The organism is Burkholderia ubonensis subsp. mesacidophila, assembly GCF_002097715.1.
Classification (GTDB): Bacteria; Pseudomonadota; Gammaproteobacteria; order Burkholderiales; family Burkholderiaceae; genus Burkholderia; species Burkholderia mesacidophila.
In genome coordinates this window covers 474,146-493,392 of sequence record NZ_CP020739.1, presented here as the reverse complement: position 1 = coordinate 493,392, position 19,247 = coordinate 474,146, and the positions used below count along the sequence as shown (strand labels likewise).

14 protein-coding genes and 1 pseudogene are annotated in these 19,247 nt (G+C 64.9%); 12 read left to right on the top strand and 3 right to left on the bottom strand.

Annotation, left to right across the window (positions count from 1 at the left end; genetic code table 11):
• The first annotated feature begins 3 nt into the window (after positions 1-3).
• The 4 genes from B7P44_RS34420 (at position 4) to B7P44_RS34405 (ending at position 2,726) form a co-directional block, all read left to right on the top strand.
• Positions 4-1,563: a hydrogenase large subunit gene (locus B7P44_RS34420; RefSeq protein WP_084910482.1), complete on the top strand. Its 1,560-nt coding sequence runs from the start codon at positions 4-6 to the stop codon at positions 1,561-1,563.
• Positions 1,563-2,078: an NADH-quinone oxidoreductase subunit B family protein gene (locus tag B7P44_RS34415; RefSeq protein ID WP_084910481.1), complete on the top strand. Its 516-nt coding sequence runs from the start codon at positions 1,563-1,565 to the stop codon at positions 2,076-2,078. Before B7P44_RS34420 ends, B7P44_RS34415 begins: the two co-directional genes overlap by 1 nt.
• An 88-nt stretch (positions 2,079-2,166) precedes the next feature.
• Entirely contained in the window at positions 2,167-2,511 is a 345-nt protein-coding gene (locus B7P44_RS34410; protein WP_084910480.1) for a hypothetical protein, read from the top strand.
• Positions 2,512-2,513: 2 nt separating this feature from the next.
• Complete coding sequence (locus B7P44_RS34405; RefSeq protein ID WP_084910479.1) at positions 2,514-2,726, top strand: twin transmembrane helix small protein; 213 nt, start codon at positions 2,514-2,516, stop codon at positions 2,724-2,726.
• A gap of 70 nt (positions 2,727-2,796) precedes the next feature.
• Here B7P44_RS34405 and B7P44_RS34400 read toward each other — a convergent pair whose 3' ends face one another.
• Entirely contained in the window at positions 2,797-4,032 is a 1,236-nt protein-coding gene (locus tag B7P44_RS34400) for a peptidoglycan DD-metalloendopeptidase family protein (protein WP_084910478.1), read from the bottom strand.
• 288 nt (positions 4,033-4,320) lie between these two features.
• On the opposite strand from B7P44_RS34400, the gene B7P44_RS34395 reads away from it, so the two are divergent.
• Positions 4,321-5,007, top strand: coding sequence for a tectonin domain-containing protein (locus B7P44_RS34395; protein ID WP_133118002.1), 687 nt, complete (start codon positions 4,321-4,323; stop codon positions 5,005-5,007).
• A gap of 251 nt (positions 5,008-5,258) precedes the next feature.
• Here B7P44_RS34395 and B7P44_RS34390 read toward each other — a convergent pair whose 3' ends face one another.
• The gene (locus B7P44_RS34390; RefSeq protein WP_084910476.1) at positions 5,259-7,196 is read right to left on the bottom strand and encodes an SMP-30/gluconolactonase/LRE family protein; all 1,938 of its coding nucleotides are present in this window, start codon (positions 7,194-7,196) and stop codon (positions 5,259-5,261) included.
• A 284-nt stretch (positions 7,197-7,480) separates the two neighbouring features.
• Between B7P44_RS34390 and B7P44_RS34385 the strand changes: the two genes are divergently transcribed.
• The 5 genes from B7P44_RS34385 (at position 7,481) to lpdA (ending at position 13,988) form a co-directional block, all read left to right on the top strand.
• Positions 7,481-8,629 carry a porin gene (locus tag B7P44_RS34385; protein ID WP_084910475.1) on the top strand — a complete coding sequence of 383 codons (1,149 nt, stop codon included), beginning with the start codon at positions 7,481-7,483 and terminating at the stop codon, positions 8,627-8,629.
• Positions 8,630-9,006: 377 nt separating this feature from the next.
• A complete protein-coding gene (locus B7P44_RS34380) occupies positions 9,007-10,239 on the top strand; it encodes a 3-methyl-2-oxobutanoate dehydrogenase (2-methylpropanoyl-transferring) subunit alpha (RefSeq protein ID WP_084910474.1) in 1,233 nt (410 codons plus the stop codon).
• A 2-nt stretch (positions 10,240-10,241) separates the two neighbouring features.
• Positions 10,242-11,285, top strand: a complete 1,044-nt coding sequence (locus B7P44_RS34375; RefSeq protein WP_084910473.1) for an alpha-ketoacid dehydrogenase subunit beta — start codon at positions 10,242-10,244, stop codon at positions 11,283-11,285.
• Position 11,286: 1 nt separating this feature from the next.
• On the top strand, positions 11,287-12,591 hold the full coding sequence (locus tag B7P44_RS34370) for a dihydrolipoamide acetyltransferase family protein (RefSeq protein WP_084910472.1): 1,305 nt from the start codon (positions 11,287-11,289) through the stop codon (positions 12,589-12,591).
• Between the two features lie 5 nt (positions 12,592-12,596).
• Positions 12,597-13,988: a dihydrolipoyl dehydrogenase gene (gene lpdA, locus B7P44_RS34365; protein WP_084910471.1), complete on the top strand. Its 1,392-nt coding sequence runs from the start codon at positions 12,597-12,599 to the stop codon at positions 13,986-13,988.
• A 96-nt stretch (positions 13,989-14,084) separates the two neighbouring features.
• Here the strand turns inward: lpdA and B7P44_RS36970 are convergent.
• Positions 14,085-14,213 (bottom strand): annotated as a pseudogene (locus B7P44_RS36970) (type II toxin-antitoxin system RelE/ParE family toxin); the annotation flags it as partial.
• Between the two features lie 588 nt (positions 14,214-14,801).
• Here B7P44_RS36970 and B7P44_RS34355 point away from each other — a divergent pair.
• Together B7P44_RS34355 and B7P44_RS34350 are read left to right on the top strand one after the other, a co-directional pair.
• Entirely contained in the window at positions 14,802-18,206 is a 3,405-nt protein-coding gene (locus B7P44_RS34355; RefSeq protein ID WP_084910469.1) for an aminotransferase class I/II-fold pyridoxal phosphate-dependent enzyme, read from the top strand.
• Positions 18,203-19,210, top strand: coding sequence for a Rieske 2Fe-2S domain-containing protein (locus B7P44_RS34350; protein ID WP_084910468.1), 1,008 nt, complete (start codon positions 18,203-18,205; stop codon positions 19,208-19,210). Before B7P44_RS34355 ends, B7P44_RS34350 begins: the two co-directional genes overlap by 4 nt.
• Positions 19,211-19,247 lie beyond the last annotated feature (37 nt).

Below are 19,247 nucleotides of genomic sequence, written 5' to 3'. Positions count from 1 at the left end.
CGCATGCGACTCGACACGATGCAGATTGCCGCCAGCCGCCTCGCGCGCGGTGCCGGCCAGATTCCGGTGGGTGTGGTGGACGCCGATGAAGCGGGGTGGCTCGAGATCGCGCGGACGGCGCGAGCGGAGCGAAACCGGCTCGTTGCAATGTGGGGCAGCGAAGCCGTCGAAGGGGTGTTTTCGGTGAACGCCGCGTACGAATGCGACGACGGCATCCTGTGGACGCGCATCGCGATCGGGCGCAAGCACGATGCCGATGGGGACTATCCCGATCTCGTTCCGATGTTTCCGTGCGCGGCGCGCATGCAACGGGCGATCTTCGACCTGACCGGCTTGCGGGCCCGCGGCGCTGACGATACGCGGCCGTGGCTCAATCACGGCAACTGGCCCGACGATTATTTTCCGCTGCAAAAGCAGGCGACGGGCGTCGAAGCATTCGAGTCGAGCGAGGCGGATTACGCGTTCGTGCAGGTGGCGGGTGACGGCGTGCACGAGATTGCCGTCGGGCCGATCCACGCCGGCATCATCGAGCCGGGGCATTTCCGGTTCTCCGTCGTCGGCGAGAAGGTGCTGCGCCTTGAAGAGCGTCTCGGCTACGTCCATCGCGGCGTCGAGCGGCTGTTCGAGCGCACCCCGGCGTCGTGCGCTCATCGGGTGGCCGCCAGGATTGCGGGCGACTCGACTGTCGCATTCTCGTGGGCCTATTGCATGGCGCTCGAGCAAGCGTGTGGCGCGGCGCCGTCGAAGCGTGCGCTCCATTTGCGGGCGCTGCTGCTGGAACGCGAGCGCATCGCCAACCACCTCGGCGACCTCGGCGCGCTCGGAAACGATGCGGGGTTCGGGTTCGGGCTCGCCCAGTTCTCGCGACTCAAGGAGGACTGGATACGGGAGAACGCGCGCGCATTCGGGCATCGATATCTGATGGATCGGATCGTGCCGGGCGGCGTGGCGGTCGACGTTCGCGCCGAGGACGCGGCCGTGCTGGCGACGCAGTGTGACCGCATCGAACGCGAAGTCCACGTCATGCGAAAGATCTACGACGACCAGTCCGGGCTGCAGGATCGATTTCTCGGCACGGGACGATTGAGCACCGCCGTCGTCGAGCATTTCGGCGTGCGTGGCATGGCGGCCCGCGCCAGCGGTCACGCGTTCGATGTGCGCGCGAACATGCGGCCGGCGCCGTACGACGACTTCGCGGTCATTGCGGCAAGTGATGCGCGCGGTGACGTCGCCGCGCGCGTTGCGGTGCGTTTCGCCGAGATCGATGAATCCCTGCGCGTGATTCGCGCGCTGCTGGCCGACCTTCCCGACGGCCCGCTTGCCGTCGACATGATGCCCGCAGCGGCCCCCGCCCAGGGCGTCGGCTGGGTGGAAGGCTGGCGAGGCGACGTGTTCGTCGCGCTCGACCTCGCGCCGGGCGACGTGATCGCACGATGCCATTGCCACGATCCATCCTGGCAGAACTGGCCGGCGCTCGAGCATGCGATCATCGGCAACATCGTTCCCGATTTCCCGCTGATCAACAAATCGTTCAACCTGAACTATGCGGGGCACGATCTCTGATGTGGCAACTCATCCGGCAATTCGCGCGCACCGATTTTCCCGACGAACCCGTACCGGCGGCGGAAGACGCGTGGCGACACGACGAGCGGCGGATTCGCCAGGACATTCTCGATCTGCTCGGGCGCGCGCTGTGCATCCGGCAGATCGACGCGGGTTCGTGCAATGGCTGCGAGTTGGAGATCCATGCGCTGAACAGTCCCGTGTACAACATCGAAGGACTCGGGATCAAGTTCGTCGCCAGCCCCCGGCATGCCGACCTGCTGCTCGTGACCGGGCCCGTGACGCTGAACATGCGTGCGGCCGTGCTCGCCGCGTACGACGCGACACCCGGCCCGAAACTCGTGGTGGCCGTCGGCGAATGCGCGTGTACGGGCGGCATTTTTGCCGACAGTTATGCGGTGTGCGGCCCCGTCTCGTCGATCCTGCCGGTCGACGTGACGATACCCGGGTGCCCGCCGCCACCGGTCGACTTGCTGCGCGGCATCCTGGCAGCGTGCCGGTCCCGCCGGGCATGACTGTCCGATAATCAAACCAGCGTGTGCTTCAAGCCAACGCTCAACCTGCAAACCAACCCACGTTCGCAATGACACTTATTGTCGCTTCATGACCCCGATCAAATTCATTCTCCGCTATACCGCCATCCCGTTCACCGCTATCGTGGCGGTCGTCATCTGGGCTGCCGTGCCGTCCTCGAAGGAGATCGATGCGCGACAGTATGCGGCGCTGTCGCGCGCGTACCAGAGCTTTCCTTCGACATTCCGGCACGAGATCGCGGATGCGATGGCGCACGGCCAGATCAGCGACTGGCAGTATCAGACGCTCGTGCGCGACTCGCTGGCCAGCGGTGTGGCAATGGACTGGCCGGCGACGGGCGTGAGCGATGTCGCCGCCGAGCGGCAAAGGCTGGCCTCACTGATTCAAGCCGATTCTGATCTCGCAAGGCACTGAAAATGAAGAGTTTTGTTGTCGCTGTCGCATTCATTCTGATTATCGGCAGCTTGATTTCCGCGTTGTACTACATGAATCGCGATCGCGGAACGACCAAACGGATGGCGTGGGCGCTCGCGGCGCGCGTGGGGCTGTCGATCACGCTGTTTCTTGCGCTCCTTATCGCGTACTGGCTTGGCTGGATCGAGCCGACCGGCCTCCCGATCGGGCGTTGAGCGATCGGCGCACGGGCGACCCGTGCGGGTCTCCCGTCCTTTGCGTTCGTGCCGACGCGGCACGTCGGGATCATTCGACGCAGGCGGAGACGACTGGATCGTTGCTTCCCGTGTAGACGAAGCCGTCCGAGATCCACTGTCGCGAGCTCAACCGATACCAAAGCCGCGTCGCGCCCCAGTTGCCCTGCACCGTATCGCCGAAGGCCGAGCAAGCCAGTTCGACGGTATCGCCGTTGGCGGCCGTGCCGAGGATCGACGCGGACAGCGATGGGGCGCTGCGCAGGTTGACGGGGCCGCTCGATTGCACCGAAGCCTTGACCGGTCGCGAAGGCTCGGGCGGGCCGCCATCGTCGTTCGCGCCATAGTTGGTCAGCGACGCCTGCACGGAAACGCGTCGCTGATTGCGGACCGCATAACCGGAATAGGCTCGGTCGCCTTCGAAGAACTGCCAGCCGCCGATCGTCTTGCCGTTGACCGGAATGTCGTTGCCGCCCTGGCTCAACGACAAGTGCACGTGCGCGCCTGTCGTCTGTCCGCCACACGGTAGCGCGTTGCCGATGCGTCCAAGGTAGTCGCCCTGGCGAACATACGCTCCGCTGGCAAGCGGCGCCAGTTGCTCCATGTGATAGTAGGTCGTCGCGTACCCGTTGTCGTGGACCAGCTTCACGATCGCGCTGCCGTTGCGTTCGCAACTTTTGTAGAGGTAGCCGTCGCGTGCCGCCAGCACTCGGCCGTTCCCGCCCGAGAAGTCGAGCGAATTGTATGGGCGGCTTTCCCCGCTCCAGCCGTGCGCCCCGCCTGTCCAATACCACGCGGTGTCGAGTTGCCAGGGCAAGGCCAGGCCGATTTGTCCGGGCGCGGCGCTCGCGCGCGCCGACGGCCGCGCAATACGATGGGAATGTAGATGCGCGCGCTCGGCAGGGGCGACGAGCGTCGCAGGCGCGGCGGCGAGCAGGTTGTCGAACGCGTCGCTCCCCTCCATGCCGACGCGCCATGTGCCTTGCGTGCGCTGCGCGAGAAACAGCTTGCTGACGGGATCGGCAGGTGTCCCGTCCGGGAGGACTTGCGTGGCGACGCCCAGGACCCATCCCCCGGCGTCCGTCGACCTGATGGTTTCCATCAGGTCGTTGCCCGACGCGCGCTTCATCGGGCGTTGTTTGTCGAGCCTTTCACTGAACGCTTGCTGTGCGGCGCGCTGCAGGTCCGCGTCGTCGCCGGGGGCGGCGTACACGGTATTGATCAAGCATGCGGCGCATAGCGGAACAACGTAATGCCTGAACGAACCAGCTGCCTCATTCCATCCCATTGTGCCTCCTCCGGTGCGAGTTGAGCGTTACGAATATTCTTCTCCGGGGGAATGATAGTAATCAAAACGTAAAGATGTAAACATCTGATTCAAAATCGTTTGATGACGCTCGATTTTATAAATTATCGAGACGAATGGTGCGATATTGATTGGCTTGAATTATTGGTTTGAAAGGCATGAGTCATGTTCTATATTTTTTGATGCACCGTTATGGTGTGTTTTGAAGATATTTATTCGCAAAATAGTGCAAGGTCAAAATCTTTGTTGCCAAGTAATAAGGAGCTGAAAATGTCTACTGGTACTTCGTGGGTCGAGCTTCCTGGTTCAGCAAACGATATCGGCGTCGGCAGTGACGGTGCGACCTGGGTGATCGGCACCAACAAGGTCGGCGGTGGTTTCGGCATCTACCGCTGGAACGGCATGAACTGGGACGGCGTGAGTGGTGGCGCGGTCCGCATCGCGGTCGGTCCCGACGGCTCGCCGTGGGTGGTGAACGATTCGGGCAATATCTACCAGCGCGTCGCGGCGGACTGGCGGCAACTGCCAGGCAACGCACACGATATCGGGGTAGGCGGGGATGGCACGGCCTGGGTGATCGGCTCCAATAGTGTCGGAGGCGGTTATGGCATCTACCGCTGGAACGGTTCGAACTGGGACGGCGTGGATGGCGGCGCCGTGCGGATCGCGGTGGGTTTTGACGGTTCGCCCTGGGTGGTGAACTCGTCCGGCAACATCTATGTCCGCGGCGTATCGGGTTGGCGGCAAGTGCCGGGCGCAGCTACGGATATCGGCGTGGCGGCCGACGGCTCGGTCTGGGTGACCGGCACCAACAAGGTCGGAGGCGGCTTTGGCATTTATCGATGGAACGGGACGGGCTGGGACAGCGTGAGCGGGGGAGCCGTGAATATTTCGGTGAGTCCCAATGGACTTCCGTGGGTTGTGAATTCGGAAGGCGTCATTTATCGACGCGCATAAGAATATATCTGTGGCGACTCTGTCCCAGAGAAAGCCACTGTGACCATTGAATCGCCACCGCGACCCTGAATGCCTTCGCGTGCTTTATTGTGAAGCTCGATGGTACCAAGGGTTTCGGTGACGATTCATTTCGCCGATGGATTTCCCCGCCGAAACGAGGCCCGTCGCGTTGAATCCTCCACCGTCGCTTATGCGGGCACCGGCTCGCTGTTCCAGCATCATTATTGCTCCCTCATCGACAAAACGAACGATCATGGCGTCCACCGATAAACGGTGATGCTGTTGCCCTTGACGTTGTTCTTCGTCACAACGTACTCGCCGGTCGATCGACGGTATGCCCTGATGGCGTACATCGCATCGATGGCGCTGCTGGCGTCCACGGTGGCGCTGCTCGTATTGACCAGCGTGGCGTCGAGATTGCCGGTGGTGAGGTTGAACGCGTCGACGTTCGGCCTGGCGGGCCCGCTGCCGCCGAACCAGTAGCCGACGAACAGATGATTGCCGGCCGCGTCCATCGATTTCGCGCCGGCATCGGGGAGGGTGATCACCGGATTGGGGTGGGTGGTGTTGCCCGCGCTCCAGCCGTGATACACCTCGATCCGCGTGCCGATCGCCGTCCAGTCCGTCCCCCCGACGATGCCTTGGCCGAGAATCATCGTGTCGCTGTCCGCGAGATAGACGATGCGCGTCAGCGGCTGGATGCTCGCGGGAACGCGGGTCGGTACACCGGGCCCCCATGACGGCTTGCCGCCGGCGTCGAAGCCGGTCAGCGGGTAGTGGTAGATGGCACCGGTCTTGTCCAGGCCGGCCCAGACGTCCCCTTTGCTGTCGATGCTGAATCCGCTCGAGACGCGCAGGGTCGTATTGAACGCGGGCCCCGGAATCGACGCATCCGGAATCGCGATGTAGCCGTTCGCCGCGTTGAAATGGAAAAAGTAGAAGACCGGCGGGTTCTGGCCGGCCGCCACGAGAATCCGGTGCGCGCCGACGGCCGCGAGCAGCCCGAAATGCTCGTCGCGCTGCACGTCGTTCATGTTGATGCGCGGGTCCGACGGGTACGTGAACGGATCGACGGTGTTCGCGACGAAGGTGCCGCCCGCCGTGCCGCTGTAGATGTGGGTGCCGCCATAGAACAGCGCGCCGTCCGTGACCGGGTCCGGCGCAGCGATGCCCTCGAAGTTGAGCGCCTGAAGCGTCCAGCGCAGGTTGCCGGCACTGCCGTACGCATGAATGTCGGTGGCGCCGTTGCGGCCGAGGTCCCAGCTGCCGCCCCACGGGTTGTTGAGCACGTAGAGGTTGCCGGCGGTGTCCTTGCCGATGCCGGCGACGCGGGTGAAGCGCTGCGCGCCGACCTGGCCTTTGATGCCCGTCGTCGTGTCGAGATAACCGCCCTGGATGCCGAAGGTGCCGGCCAGCGTCGGCGTGCCTGCGACGTTGTAGCGCTTGATGTTCATGTCGGGGCCCTCGTCGCCGACCATCAGCTGCTTCGACGACGCATCGAAATAGAGCGCCGACGGCCGCGACTCGCCGGCCATCCGAATGGTGTTCAGCAGCGCGCCGGTCGGCCCGAACTCGACGATCGTGCCCGCGCTCTTCTGCGCGACCCAGACGTTGCCTGCGCCATCAACGGCGAGCGCGCCCGGGCCCGACACGTTGATGTCCCGCTGCCAGACGCCGTCGGTGGTGAAGACCCGCACGCGATTGCCGTAGAAGTCGCTCGCGTAGAGAAGCGAGCCCGCCGTGGCGAGCCCGGTGACGACGTCGACCCGCGTCTGGTTGGTCGCCGCGCTGACCTGAATGAACCGGTCGCGGGCCTTGGTGGTGCGGTTGTATCGACCCACCGCGCCGCTGCCGTATGACCTGTTGGCCTGCAGCGCCGTGAAGATCGACGTCGCGTTGCCCGTGATCGCGCCGCCCTGAAACTCGCCGTGCGCGCCGATCGAGCCGAGGCTCGTGCCGTTCTGGTAGACGGCGACGCCGCCTTCATCCTCGTCCCAATTGGAAGCCGTATAGATCACGCCTTCGGGCGCGACCCACATGGAACGCGCGGCGTTGCCCACGTGGGCGGCGAGGGTGCCATAGGTGTTCGCCAGCCAGTCGGTGGTGTTTGGCGCCGCCTGACAGGCCGGCGCCATCGTCGCGATCGCGGCGGCGAGGAGCACTGCATGAATTCGTTTTGTTTCGATCATGACGGAGCCTCTCCTGAAGGTAGCGACCCGTCGCGTGACGGGGCGTCCAGCCAGATTGCTTGAAAGGGGTGACCAAGGTATGAAGATAGGCAGGTCATTGCACGTTGACAAGCGCCCGCCCGCCGCCGCGACTGTTGCACTGTTGTCCAGAATGGAAAGGACCACTCCATTGCCGGCAATATGTGCGGTGAAAATGACCGATTATTCTCCCGATCACAGTTCCGATCCCCAGCCGACAAGCGATCGGACTGCTTACAAAATCAACCGATCAGGGAGGCCTAGTCATGAGAGGCGTCGTCATTTCCAGTGGTATTGGCGCGGTGCTCGCCGTTGCAGCGTCGTCCGCGTTTGCGCAAAGTTCCGTCACGTTGTATGGCCTCGTCGACACGGCCATTCGCTATCAAACGAATGCCGGCCCGGACGGCAAGGACCTGATCGGGATGACCGTCGGCCCGGAAACGCACAGCCGGTGGGGCCTGCGCGGCAGCGAAGACCTGGGCGGCGGCCTGTCGGCGATCTTCCGCCTCGAGAACGGCTTCGAACTCGGCGACGGGAAACTGCACGTGCCCAACACGCTGTTCAGCCGGCAGGCGTATGTCGGCCTGTCGAGCAACCGCTACGGCACGCTGACCTTCGGCAACCAGTACGCGCCGCTGTACGACACGATGGGCGACACCTTCGACCCGCTGACCGTTGGCAACTACTGGCAGGACAGCTGGATGTACAACGGCATCGGCAGCTTCCTGACGGTGCCGAACTCCGTCAAGTACCAGTTCTCGTACAACGGCCTCAGCATCGACGCGATCTACGGCTTCGGCAATCACGCCGGCGCAATGGGCCTCGACAGCACGTACGGCGTGGAACTGACGTATGCGCACGGGCCGGCGTCGATCAACGCGGGCTACCACCAGACCTCGGTATCGTCGTTGAACGGCAGCTCGGTCAACGGCGCGAAGGTGAATTTCCTGCACGTGAGCGGCGCGTATCAGGTCACCCCGGCCGTGCGGCTGCTGGCCGGCTGGCTGCACGGCCAGGACAAGACCGGCACGACGGACTTCAACATGCAGCAAGCCGGCGCGCCGACGTTGCGCGCGGGCAGCCCGAACCGCATCGACGATACGTTCTACGTCGGCGCCAACTGGCAGGCCACCGCACCGCTGCTGATCACGGTGGCCGGCTATTACGGCCATGCGCGCAACGCGGAGCGGCTCGACGGCACGCTCGGCTCCGGCATCAACACCTCCGCGACCGTGCTGGCCGAGTATGCGCTGTCGAAGCACACCGAGGTGTACGGCACGGTGGATTTCGCGCGCGGCAACGGCGCATTCGCCGCCGACTATCCGGGCGCGACCAACCCCGCCACGGGCAGGGTCGACCAGATCGGCCGGACCAACAACGTCGGCGCGGCGATCGGCCTGCGTCAGATGTTCTGAGCGCAGGCTCGGGCGGCCGCGCGCAGCGCGCGCGGTCCTTCTTCTTCTTCACCTCGATTACAGCAGCGGTAAAACTTTCCGGAGCGGTCGCCTGGCGCCACGCCCGGCGGCGACATTCCGATCTCCACGTCGCGATCGACGACGAAGCGCCGCCAAGGCGGCGCGCGGCGAGCGCGCATAGCCGTGCGCCCCAAGCGCATCCGGCATGGCAAATCTGCTCACCACGATCGAGCGGGTTGGGCATCGACTGCCAGAGCGGCATTGCATAGATTCCCAAGGTTGGTGCGCTTATCCGCGCGCCATGCCACGCGCGAGCCGGCAACCGGCCGCGCGTGCCCCTATCAGCGTGAGACAAAATCGAGCGTGGAGACGACACGATGAGCCTGTCAGAGCCATTGCGTCTGCATGTGCCGGAGCCCACCGGGCGCCCGGGCTGCCAGACCGACTTTTCCTATTTGCATCTATCGCCGGCCGGCGCGGTACGCCGCCCGCCGATCGACGTTGCCGCGGCGGACACCGCGGATCTCGCCCGCGGCCTCGTGCGCGTGCTCGACGACCACGGTGAAGCCGTCGGCCCGTGGGCGCCGGATCTCGACGACGCGCGGCTGATCGCCGGGATGCGGGCGATGCTGAAGACTCGCATTTTCGACGCACGCATGCTGATCGCGCAGCGCCAGAAGAAAATCTCGTTCTACATGCTGAGCCTCGGCGAAGAGGCCATCGGCGCCGCGCATGCGATGGCGCTGCGGCACGGCGACATGTGCTTCCCGACCTACCGGCAGCAAAGCATCCTGATCGCGCGCGAGGTGCCGCTCGAACGGATGATCTGCCAGCTGATGTCGAACGAGGGCGACCCGCTGAAGGGGCGCCAGCTTCCCGTGATGTATTCGGATCGCGACGCTGGCTTCTTCTCGATCTCCGGCAATCTCGCGACGCAGTTCATCCAGGCGGTCGGCTGGGCGATGGCGTCGGCCATCAAGGGCGACACGAAGATCGCGTCGGCCTGGATCGGCGACGGCGCGACGGCCGAGGCCGATTTCCATACCGCGCTCACGTTCGCGCACGTGTATCGCGCGCCCGTCGTGCTGAACGTCGTTAACAACCAGTGGGCGATCTCGACGTTCCAGGCGATCGCGGGCGGCGAGGGCACGACGTTCGCGGGGCGCGGCGTCGGCTGCGGGATCGCGTCGCTGCGCGTCGACGGCAACGACTTCCTCGCGATCTACGCAGCGTCGAGCTGGGCGGCCGAACGGGCACGCCGCAACCTCGGCCCGACGCTCATCGAATGGGTGACGTACCGCGCGGGCGCGCACTCGACGTCGGACGATCCGTCGAAATACCGGCCGAGCGACGACTGGACCCATTTTCCGCTCGGCGATCCGATCGCCCGCTTCAAGCGCCACCTGATCGCCAAGGGCATCTGGTCGGACAGCGCGCACGACGCGCTCACGGCCGAGCTCGAGGCCGAGGTGATCGCCGCGCAGAAGGAAGCGGAGAAATTCGGGACGCTGGCCGACGAACGGATTCCGTCGCCGGCGTCGATGTTCGACGACGTGTACAAGGAGCTGCCCGCGCATCTGCGTCGTCAGCGCCAGGAACTGGGGGCGTAATCATGGCGCAACGAGAAGCAACGACGACGGCGGCGCAGCCGATGACGATGATCCAGGCGCTGCGCTCCGCGATGGACGTGATGCTCGAGCGCGACGGCGACGTGGTCGTGTTCGGCCAGGACGTCGGCTATTTCGGCGGCGTGTTCCGCTGCACCGAAGGGCTGCAGACCAAGTACGGCAAGTCGCGCGTGTTCGACGCGCCGATCTCGGAAGGCGGGATCGTCGGCGCGGCGGTCGGGATGGGCGCGTACGGGTTGCGGCCCGTGTGCGAGATCCAGTTCGCGGACTACTTCTACCCGGCCTCCGACCAGATCGTGTCGGAAGGCGCCCGGCTGCGCTACCGCTCCGCGGGCCAGTTCACCGCGCCGATGACGATCCGGATGCCGTGCGGCGGCGGCATCTACGGCGGCCAGACCCACAGCCAGAGCCCGGAGGCGATGTTCACGCAGGTGTGCGGGCTGCGCACGGTGATGCCGTCGAACCCGTACGACGCGAAGGGGCTGCTGATCGCGGCGATCGAGAACGACGACCCGGTGATCTTTCTCGAGCCGAAGCGGCTTTACAACGGGCCGTTCGACGGCCATCACGAACGGCCCGTCACGTCGTGGCTGAAGCATCCCGCGAGCGCGGTGCCGGAGGGCTACTACACGGTGCCGCTCGACTCGGCCGCCGTCGTGCGCGCCGGCAGCGACGTGACGGTGCTGACGTACGGCACGACCGTCCACGTGTCGCTTGCCGCGGCCGAGGAGACGGGCATCGATGCCGAAGTGATCGACCTGCGCACGCTGTGGCCGCTCGATCTGGATACGGTCGTCGCATCGGTGCGCAAGACCGGGCGCTGCGTCGTGGTGCACGAGGCCACGCGCACCTGCGGGTATGGCGCGGAGCTGGTGTCGCTCGTCCAGGAACATTGCTTCTACCACCTCGAGGCACCCGTGGAGCGCACGACCGGCTGGGATACGCCGTATCCGCATGCGCAGGAATGGGCGTATTTTCCCGGCCCGAGCCGGGTCGGCGAAGCGTTGCGACGCGTGATGGAGGCTTGACATGGGTATTCACGTCATCAAGATGCCGGATATCGGCGAAGGGATCGCCGAGGTCGAGCTGGTGGCCTGGCATGTGGAAGTCGGACAGACGATCAAGGAGGACCAGCCGCTCGCCGACGTGATGACCGACAAGGCGGCGGTCGAGATTCCGTCGCCCGTGACGGGCAAGGTGCTTGCGCTCGGCGGCAAGATCGGCGAGATGATGGCGGTCGGCAGCGAGCTGATTCGCCTCGAGGTCGAGGGCGACGGCAACCTGAAGCCGGGCGCCGACGTGCGCGAGGCTGCGGTGGCCGCTGAAGCCGCTGTCGCGGCGCCGGTTGCTGCAGCACCGGTGGCTCCGTCCGTGGAGGCGGGTCACCCGGCGAGCCGCGCGCCTGCCGAGCCGCGCCGCGCGGAGCACGCTGTGCCGCCGCGCGCCGCGCTCACGCCGGGCGAGCGGCCGCTCGCATCGCCGGCGGTACGCCAGCGCGCGTGGGACATGGGCATCGAGCTGCGCTACGTGCGCGGCACGGGCGATGCCGGGCGGATCCTGCACGCGGACCTCGATGCGTACGCACGCACCGGCAGCCGGGCAGGCGGCCAGACTGCGCGCGGCTATGACGAACGGACCGACGAGACCGAAGTGCCGGTGATCGGCCTGCGTCGCGCGATCGCGCGCAAGATGCAGGAAGCGAAGCGGCGCATTCCGCACTTCAGCTACGTCGAGGAAATCGACGTGACCGAACTCGAGGCGCTGCGCGCGGAACTGAACCGCCGTTACGGCGACGCGCGCGGCCGGCTTACGCTGTTGCCGCTGCTGATCCGCGCGATGGTGATCGCGCTGCGCGATTTTCCGCAGATCAACGCGCGCTTCGACGATGAAGCCGGCGTCGTGACACGTTCCGGCGCGGTGCACATGGGCGTCGCGACGCAGACCGACGCCGGTCTCACGGTGCCCGTGCTGCGTCATGCGGAAGCGCGCGACGTGTGGTCGATTTCCGCCGAGATCGCGCGGCTTGCCGAGGCGGTGCGCACCAACCGCGCGCAGCGCGACGAACTCACCGGTTCGACGATCACGATTTCGAGCCTCGGCCCGCTCGGCGGCATCGTGTCGACGCCGGTCATCAATCATCCGGAGGTCGGCATCGTCGGTGTGAACCGCATCGTCGAACGCCCGATGTTCCGTGATGGCGCGGTCGTCGCGCGCAAGCTGATGAACCTGTCGTCGTCGTTCGATCATCGCGTCGTCGACGGCATGGACGCGGCTGAATTCATCCAGGCGGTGCGCGCGTTGCTCGAACGCCCGGCGCTGCTGTTCGTGGAGTGATCCCAATGAAGAACGAACACACCACGCTGCTCGTGATCGGCGGCGGCCCGGGCGGCTACGTCGCCGCCATTCGTGCCGGACAGCTCGGCATACCGACGCTGCTCGTCGAGCGCGACCGGCTCGGCGGCACCTGCCTGAACATCGGCTGCATTCCGTCGAAGGCGCTGATCCACGTCGCCGATGCATTCGAGCAGGCGCGTGATCATGCTGGCGAAGGCGAACTCGGCATCCGCGTGCACTCGCCGGAGATCGACATCGCGCGCAGCGTCGCGTGGAAGGATGGTGTCGTCGACAAGCTGACGCGCGGCGTCGGCGCGCTGCTGAAGAAGAACGGCGTGCGCGTGCTGCACGGCGACGCGCGCGTGATCGACGGCAAGACCGTCGAGGTTGCCGCCGGCGGCGAGACGATCCGGATCGGCTGCGAGCACCTGCTGCTCGCGACGGGTTCCGAGCCGGTCGCGTTGCCGTCGATGCCGTTCGGCGGGCATGTCGTTTCGTCGACCGAGGCGCTGTCGCCCAAGACGTTGCCGAAGCGGCTGGTCGTCGTCGGCGCGGGTTACATCGGGCTCGAACTCGGGATGGTCTATCGCAAGCTCGGGGTCGACGTCAGCGTCGTCGAGGCGGCGGAGCGCGTGCTGCCCGCGTATGACGCGGAGCTCGTGAAGCCGGTCGCCGATTCGCTCGCGCGGCTCGGCGTAAAGCTGTGGCTCGGCCACAAGGTGCTGGGGCTCGCGGACGACGGCGCGGTGCGCGTGCAGGCGCCCGACGGCGCCGAGCGGACGCTGCCGGCCGATCGCGTGCTGGTCGCGGTCGGCCGCCGGCCGCGCGTCGACGGCTTCGGCCTCGAGACGCTGCCGCTCGAACGCAACGGCCGCGCGCTGCGCATCGACGACGAATGCAGGACGACGATGCGCAACGTGTGGGCGATCGGCGACGTCGCCGGCGAGCCGATGCTCGCGCATCGCGCGATGGCGCAAGGCGAGATGGTGGCGGAGCTGATTGCCGGCAAGCGTCGCAAGTTCGTGCCCGCGTCGATTCCTGCCGTGTGCTTTACCGATCCGGAGATCGTGACGTCGGGCTGGTCGCCGGACGATGCGCGGGCGGCCGGCGTCGATTGCTTGAGCGCGTCGTTTCCGTTTGCCGCGAATGGGCGGGCGATGACGCTTCAGGCCACCGATGGGTTCGTGCGGGTTGTCGCGCGGCGCGATACGCATCTGATCGTTGGGTGGCAGGCGGTCGGGCGAGGGGTGTCGGAGCTCGCTGCGGCGTTTTCGCAGTCGATCGAGATGGGCGCAAGGCTCGAGGATATCGGCGGTACGATTCACGCGCATCCGACGCTTGGTGAGGCCATGCAGGAGGCTGCGTTGCGGGCGTTGGGGCACGCGGTGCATATTTGAGGAGGCACGTCGGCACTGGGTGATGCCTGCGCGGGGTTCGAGCGTGGGCGGGATCCCAGGTGCCGGCGGCGCCTGATGCTCTTGCCTGGTATCCGCTCACGCCGGCCAGTGACCTGCCAAATCAAACGACAGTTGCCGATGGTGGCGAATGGAGAGCAGATACACCACGCCCCTGATCTGCGCATACAGCAGCAGGTAGTGCGTCGTCACGTACTCGCGAAGTTCGCTGTCTTCGGCAATGACGTCGAGTGATGCCGGCGAGGCATCCATGGGCACGCTCCGGTACACCTTTTGCCGCTGATGGAACGTGAAAAAACTGACGTCGTGCAATTGCTTTAAACGTAAAAATCGCGTTTTAAATTTACAAAATCAATTTCGCCTGAATTGGAAAGCTAATTTATCTTTACAAGTCGCGCCGCCTTGTTTAGCCTCAGTGGAAATGCGAAAAGAAGGTTGGCTGGCTGATTTTTGGCGTCGCGAGAATTTATGAGTGGGAGTGTTGGCGATTATTTAACAATCCCCGTTCGTCAATTTTTTTATCACGATGCCGGTATTGGGTTGGCGCCATTCCGGGCCGCCGACACGACTGGACATTCAACCTGGCGGCAAGCGTCGCCTCATGGTCCACGCACGCCGCCGGCGATTACCGTCACGGGCGTCGACCGCCACGACATTCATTCCGCGTTCCTTTCGCTTGCCGTCGCGATCATCTGTTCGCGGCGCGTCGATGATTTGCGTCGACTATGCCCGGCAAAATGATCGTCAAAATCAACTCATGCCGAGAAATTATTGATTAACTGACCGAGAGGGGGAATGCCGAACATGAATCTGGTGGACGAGAAAATCCAGCGGGCCGGCTTGCAATCGACCATTATCGACTGCCTCGAATTTCATCGCGTCCAGTCCCCCCATCGGCCGTTGTTCAGTTTCGTGAACGACAACGAGGAAACTACGGTTTCGTGCGCCGGGCTGGCGTCCCGTGTCGACTCGATCGCCGCGCATCTGGCGGCGATCGCCAGTCGTGGCAGCCGGGTGCTGCTGGTTTTTCAGCCGGGGCTCGAGTTCGTTGCGTCTTTCTTTGCGTGCCTCCGGGCGGGCATGATCGCCGTGCCGACCTACCCGCCGGGAAAAAACGCCAGGAGCTTTGCGCCGATCGCTGGCATGATGGCGGACTGCCGCCCCACAGTGATCCTGACCACTGAGTGCATGCGTTCGACGTTGGCAAGCCATCTCGACAGTGCGGGCGCGAACGGGGATCTGAACGTGGTGTCCATCGACGCGATCCCGACGACGCTGCAACCCGCGTTCGAGCCGGACATGCTCGACGCGGACGATATTGCACTGATCCAGTACACGTCCGGTTCCACCGGCACGCCCAAGGGCGTCGTCATTACGCACGCGAACCTGATGCACAATTCCGGCAGCATCCGCGACCGTTTCGGTCACGATCAGTCCAGCAAGGGGGTGATCTGGCTTCCCCCGTTCCACGACATGGGGCTGATCGGCGGAATCGTGCAGCCCGTGTTTGTCGGGTTTCATACGACGCTGATGCCGCCGATGTCCTTCGTCCAGAAGCCGTTGCGCTGGCTTCAGGCGATCTCGGATTGCCGCGCGACGACGAGCGGCGGCCCCAATTTCGCGTATGACCTGTGTGTCCGGAAAATTCAGGATGCGGATCTCGATCGGCTGGACCTGAGCAGCTGGGAGGTTGCGTTCAACGGCGCGGAGCCTGTTTCGGCCGACGTCATCGACCGGTTCGCGGACCGGTTCGCCCGTTGCGGATTCCGGAAGGAGGCGTTCTACGCGTGTTACGGCATGGCCGAAACGACCCTGATCGTCACGGGCGGCATCAAGGGGCGCGGGCCGAGCAGCACGGTGGTGGACGCGCGGCAGCTGGCTTCGCATCGCGTCGTGCCCGCCGAGCCCGGCGCCGCAAGCCAGCGCCTCGTGGCCTGCGGCGTGCCGACCGACGACCACGCGATCGAGATCGTTCACCCGGAAACGCTCGCTCGACTCCCGCGCAACGAGGTGGGGGAGATCTGGGTGTCGGGGCCCAGCGTCGCGCGGGGCTACTGGGTGCAGCCCGAGCGCACGGCGGAAACCTTTGCGTCGACGATCGCGCAGACGACGTCGCCGAAGTGGTTGCGCACCGGGGACCTCGGCTTTGTCGGCGATGACGGACAGATCTTCATCGCGGGACGTCGCAAGGATCTGATCATCATCCGCGGACGCAATTACCATCCGCAGGACATCGAAACAACGGTGGGCGACGCGCATTCGGCGCTGAGGCCGGGCGCGGGCGCCGCGTTTTCCGTGTCGATCCTTGACGAGGAGCGGCTGGTCGTCGTGCATGAAGTCAAGCGCGAACATCTGCGGGCCGACCTGAGCGATGTCGTCGACGCGATCAGGCGGGCGGTGACCCAGCGTCACGAACTCCAGGTCTGCGCGGTCGCGCTTGTCAAGCCGGCGGGATTGCCGGTGACGACGAGCGGAAAAATAAGGCGGCATGCGTGCCGCGACGCATTCGTTGACCGGACGCTGCCCTGCGTGTCGGAGTGGGCGCTCGACCTGACGTCCGTCCAGCGGGATGCGGCGCCGCGCCCGCTATCGAAACCGGATACGAACGACGGCGCGGCCGACGCGATCCTGGTGTGGCTCAAGGAGGCGATTGCGTCGGCCGTCCACGTCGCAAGCGAGGATGTCGACGTCAATGCGGTCTTTGCGGACCACGGTCTCGACTCGCTGCAGATCGCCACCCTGACCGGTGAGCTGTCCGACTGGCTCGGGTGCCCGGTGCGGGCGGAAGTTTTCAGCGAGCCTGCCACGATCACGTCGGTCAGCCGGTATCTTGGCGCGATGAGGCATTGCAGCAGCGCGCTCGCGCTGCTGTCGGAGGACGAACGCCGCGAAATGCTCGACCTGCTGTCGAACGGCCGCACGCCGCGAGACCTGTTCGACGGGGCGGACATTCCGGCCGCCTGCAGCCGCTTCGAGGAGTCGGCGGCTTACGTCGAATTCGCGCAGCGTCAGCAGGTCTTGTTCAAGGATCAGGAAAAGCTTCCATTCTTTACGGTGCATGACGGCCTGAACAACGACCGCACGGTCATCGGCGGCCGGGACTATATCAATTACTCGTGCAACAACTTCCTGAGCTTGAGCGGGCATCCCGTCGTGACCGAGCGCTCGATCGACGCGATCCGGCAATACGGCACGAGCGTATCCGCCAGCCGGCTCGTTTCCGGCGAGCGGCCGCTGCATCTCGAGCTCGAGCAGGCCATTGCCGACTGGATCGGGGTGGAGTCCGCGCTGGTATTCGTCGGCGCGGCAACCGCCAACGTGTCGACCGTCGGTCATCTGCTCGGGCCGAAGGACCTGATCCTGTATGACGAGTTGAGCCACAACAGCCTGTTGCAAGGCATCAAGCTCTCTCATGCGGATTCGCAGCCGTTCCGGCATAACGACTTCGACGACCTCGACCGCATCCTGTCGAATCGGCGGCGCCAATACGAGCACGTGCTTGTGTTCATTGAAGGTCTTTACAGCATGGACGGGGACATTCCCGACCTGCCCCGTTTCATCGAGATCAAGAAAAAGCACAAGACGTGGTTGATGGTGGACGAGTGCCTTTCGATCGGCGTAATCGGCGCAACCGGTCGCGGGATTGGCGAATTCCATGCGGTGGACCGTGATGACGTCGACATCTGGATGGGCGGCCTCAGCAAGGCGTTTGCAAGCTGCGGCGGCTATATCGCGGGACGAAAGTCATTGATCAGCTATTTGAAGTTCACCACGCCGGGCTTCATCTACACGACCGGCATCTCGCCCGCCAACGCAGCGGCGGCGCTCGCCGCGCTGCAATTGCTGAAGGACGATCCGTCGCCGATCCGGCAATTGCGCGAGCGGGTCGACCAGTTCCTGGAACTGGCCGCGCGCGCCGGGCTGAATACCGGCAACTGCCACGGCGGACCGATCGTTCCGGTGATTATCGGCAACCAGATCGAATGCATTCGCCTTTATCAGATCCTGTTCGCGAACGGCATCAATGTGCAGCCGATCATCTTTCCGGCGGTCGCCGCGAATGCCGCGCGGTTGCGGTTCTCGTTCAATGCCACGCATACCGACGAGCAGGTGCGCCAGACGGTGCGCGTGCTGGCGGATGCGCTTGGCGCGCTGCGCCCCGCCGGCGGCGAAACGGTCGCAAACGGAGATGTTGCATGATGCCGCTCGAACGATCGTGGTATCCGATCGCGTGGTCGTCCGCGTTGAAGGGTAAGCCGATTGCCGCCGAAGTGCTGGGCAGGCACGTGGTCGCGTTTCGCGATGCGAGCGGGACGGCACGCGTGATGGATGACCGGTGCCCTCACAAGGGGGTGAAACTCTCGGGCGGCATATGTACCGACAAGGGCATCGAGTGTCCGTACCATGGCTGGATATTCGACGGCGCCGGCGCGTGCGTTCACATGCCGAGTCATGCGGGGTCGACCGTGCCGCCTGTCCGGAAAATCAGGAGCTACGTCGCGCGCGAGTCACAGGGGACCGTCTGGTTTACGTTCTCCCCGTCTCCCTATCAGGCCGATCCGCCGGACTGGCACTTCCCCGAGAAGCAATCGTTTCGAACGATACTCGATATGGATTGCGAATATATCCGGCTGATGGAAAACCTGGTCGATAACCCGCACGCGGGCTACATTCACGGCGGGTTGCTGCGCGGACGGCCGACGACTCGCGTGGTGTCGCACGTCAGCGAAACGCCCACGGGCGTGTTGGCGAACACAATGGGGGAGAAGGCCCGGCGAAGCCTGATTTATCGCGTGTTCGGCGGCAAGGAGCACGATATCTTCCACACGGAGGAATTCATCGTGCCTCACACGATTCGCACGGTCTTCAGCCAGCCGGGCGGAACCCACGCGTCGAGCCAGTTCGTATGCGTTCCGGTGAGCGAGCAGAGGACGCGCGTTTTCTACCGCATTACGCTGGATTTCCCGTTTGCAAGGTTCTTCTTGCCGTTTTTCAAGCTCATGGTCGATCGCGTGCTGGTTCAGGACAAGCTCATGCTCGAGCACGAAGCGCGGCAGGAATGGGCTGATCCCGCGTTCGGGAAAACGGCATGCAAGGCGGATGTGGCAGCGATCTGGACGGCGCGCGCCGCGCGCGCCTATGCCGCCAACGGCACCGGGCCGCAGGCGCCGTTCAGAGCGACCGAGACGGACTACCGGCTATGAGGTCCGCCGCACGTCGACGCACAGCGGGAAACCGATG

What these genes read in the sequence shown, in the direction of transcription:
- B7P44_RS34370 (WP_084910472.1), top strand. Translation starts at nt 11,287, where the DNA reads ATGGGTATTCACGTCATCAAGATGCCGGATATCGGCGAAGGGATCGCC.
- B7P44_RS34380 (WP_084910474.1), top strand. Translation starts at nt 9,007, where the DNA reads ATGAGCCTGTCAGAGCCATTGCGTCTGCATGTGCCGGAGCCCACCGGG.
- B7P44_RS34355 (WP_084910469.1), top strand. Translation starts at nt 14,802, where the DNA reads ATGCCGAACATGAATCTGGTGGACGAGAAAATCCAGCGGGCCGGCTTG.
- B7P44_RS34410 (WP_084910480.1), top strand. Translation starts at nt 2,167, where the DNA reads ATGACCCCGATCAAATTCATTCTCCGCTATACCGCCATCCCGTTCACC.
- B7P44_RS34405 (WP_084910479.1), top strand. Translation starts at nt 2,514, where the DNA reads ATGAAGAGTTTTGTTGTCGCTGTCGCATTCATTCTGATTATCGGCAGC.
- B7P44_RS34415 (WP_084910481.1), top strand. Translation starts at nt 1,563, where the DNA reads ATGTGGCAACTCATCCGGCAATTCGCGCGCACCGATTTTCCCGACGAA.
- B7P44_RS34400 (WP_084910478.1), bottom strand. Translation starts at nt 4,032, where the DNA reads ATGGGATGGAATGAGGCAGCTGGTTCGTTCAGGCATTACGTTGTTCCG.
- B7P44_RS34390 (WP_084910476.1), bottom strand. Translation starts at nt 7,196, where the DNA reads ATGATCGAAACAAAACGAATTCATGCAGTGCTCCTCGCCGCCGCGATC.
- B7P44_RS34395 (WP_133118002.1), top strand. Translation starts at nt 4,321, where the DNA reads ATGTCTACTGGTACTTCGTGGGTCGAGCTTCCTGGTTCAGCAAACGAT.
- lpdA (WP_084910471.1), top strand. Translation starts at nt 12,597, where the DNA reads ATGAAGAACGAACACACCACGCTGCTCGTGATCGGCGGCGGCCCGGGC.
- B7P44_RS34420 (WP_084910482.1), top strand. Translation starts at nt 4, where the DNA reads ATGCGACTCGACACGATGCAGATTGCCGCCAGCCGCCTCGCGCGCGGT.
- B7P44_RS34385 (WP_084910475.1), top strand. Translation starts at nt 7,481, where the DNA reads ATGAGAGGCGTCGTCATTTCCAGTGGTATTGGCGCGGTGCTCGCCGTT.
- B7P44_RS34375 (WP_084910473.1), top strand. Translation starts at nt 10,242, where the DNA reads ATGGCGCAACGAGAAGCAACGACGACGGCGGCGCAGCCGATGACGATG.
- B7P44_RS34350 (WP_084910468.1), top strand. Translation starts at nt 18,203, where the DNA reads ATGATGCCGCTCGAACGATCGTGGTATCCGATCGCGTGGTCGTCCGCG.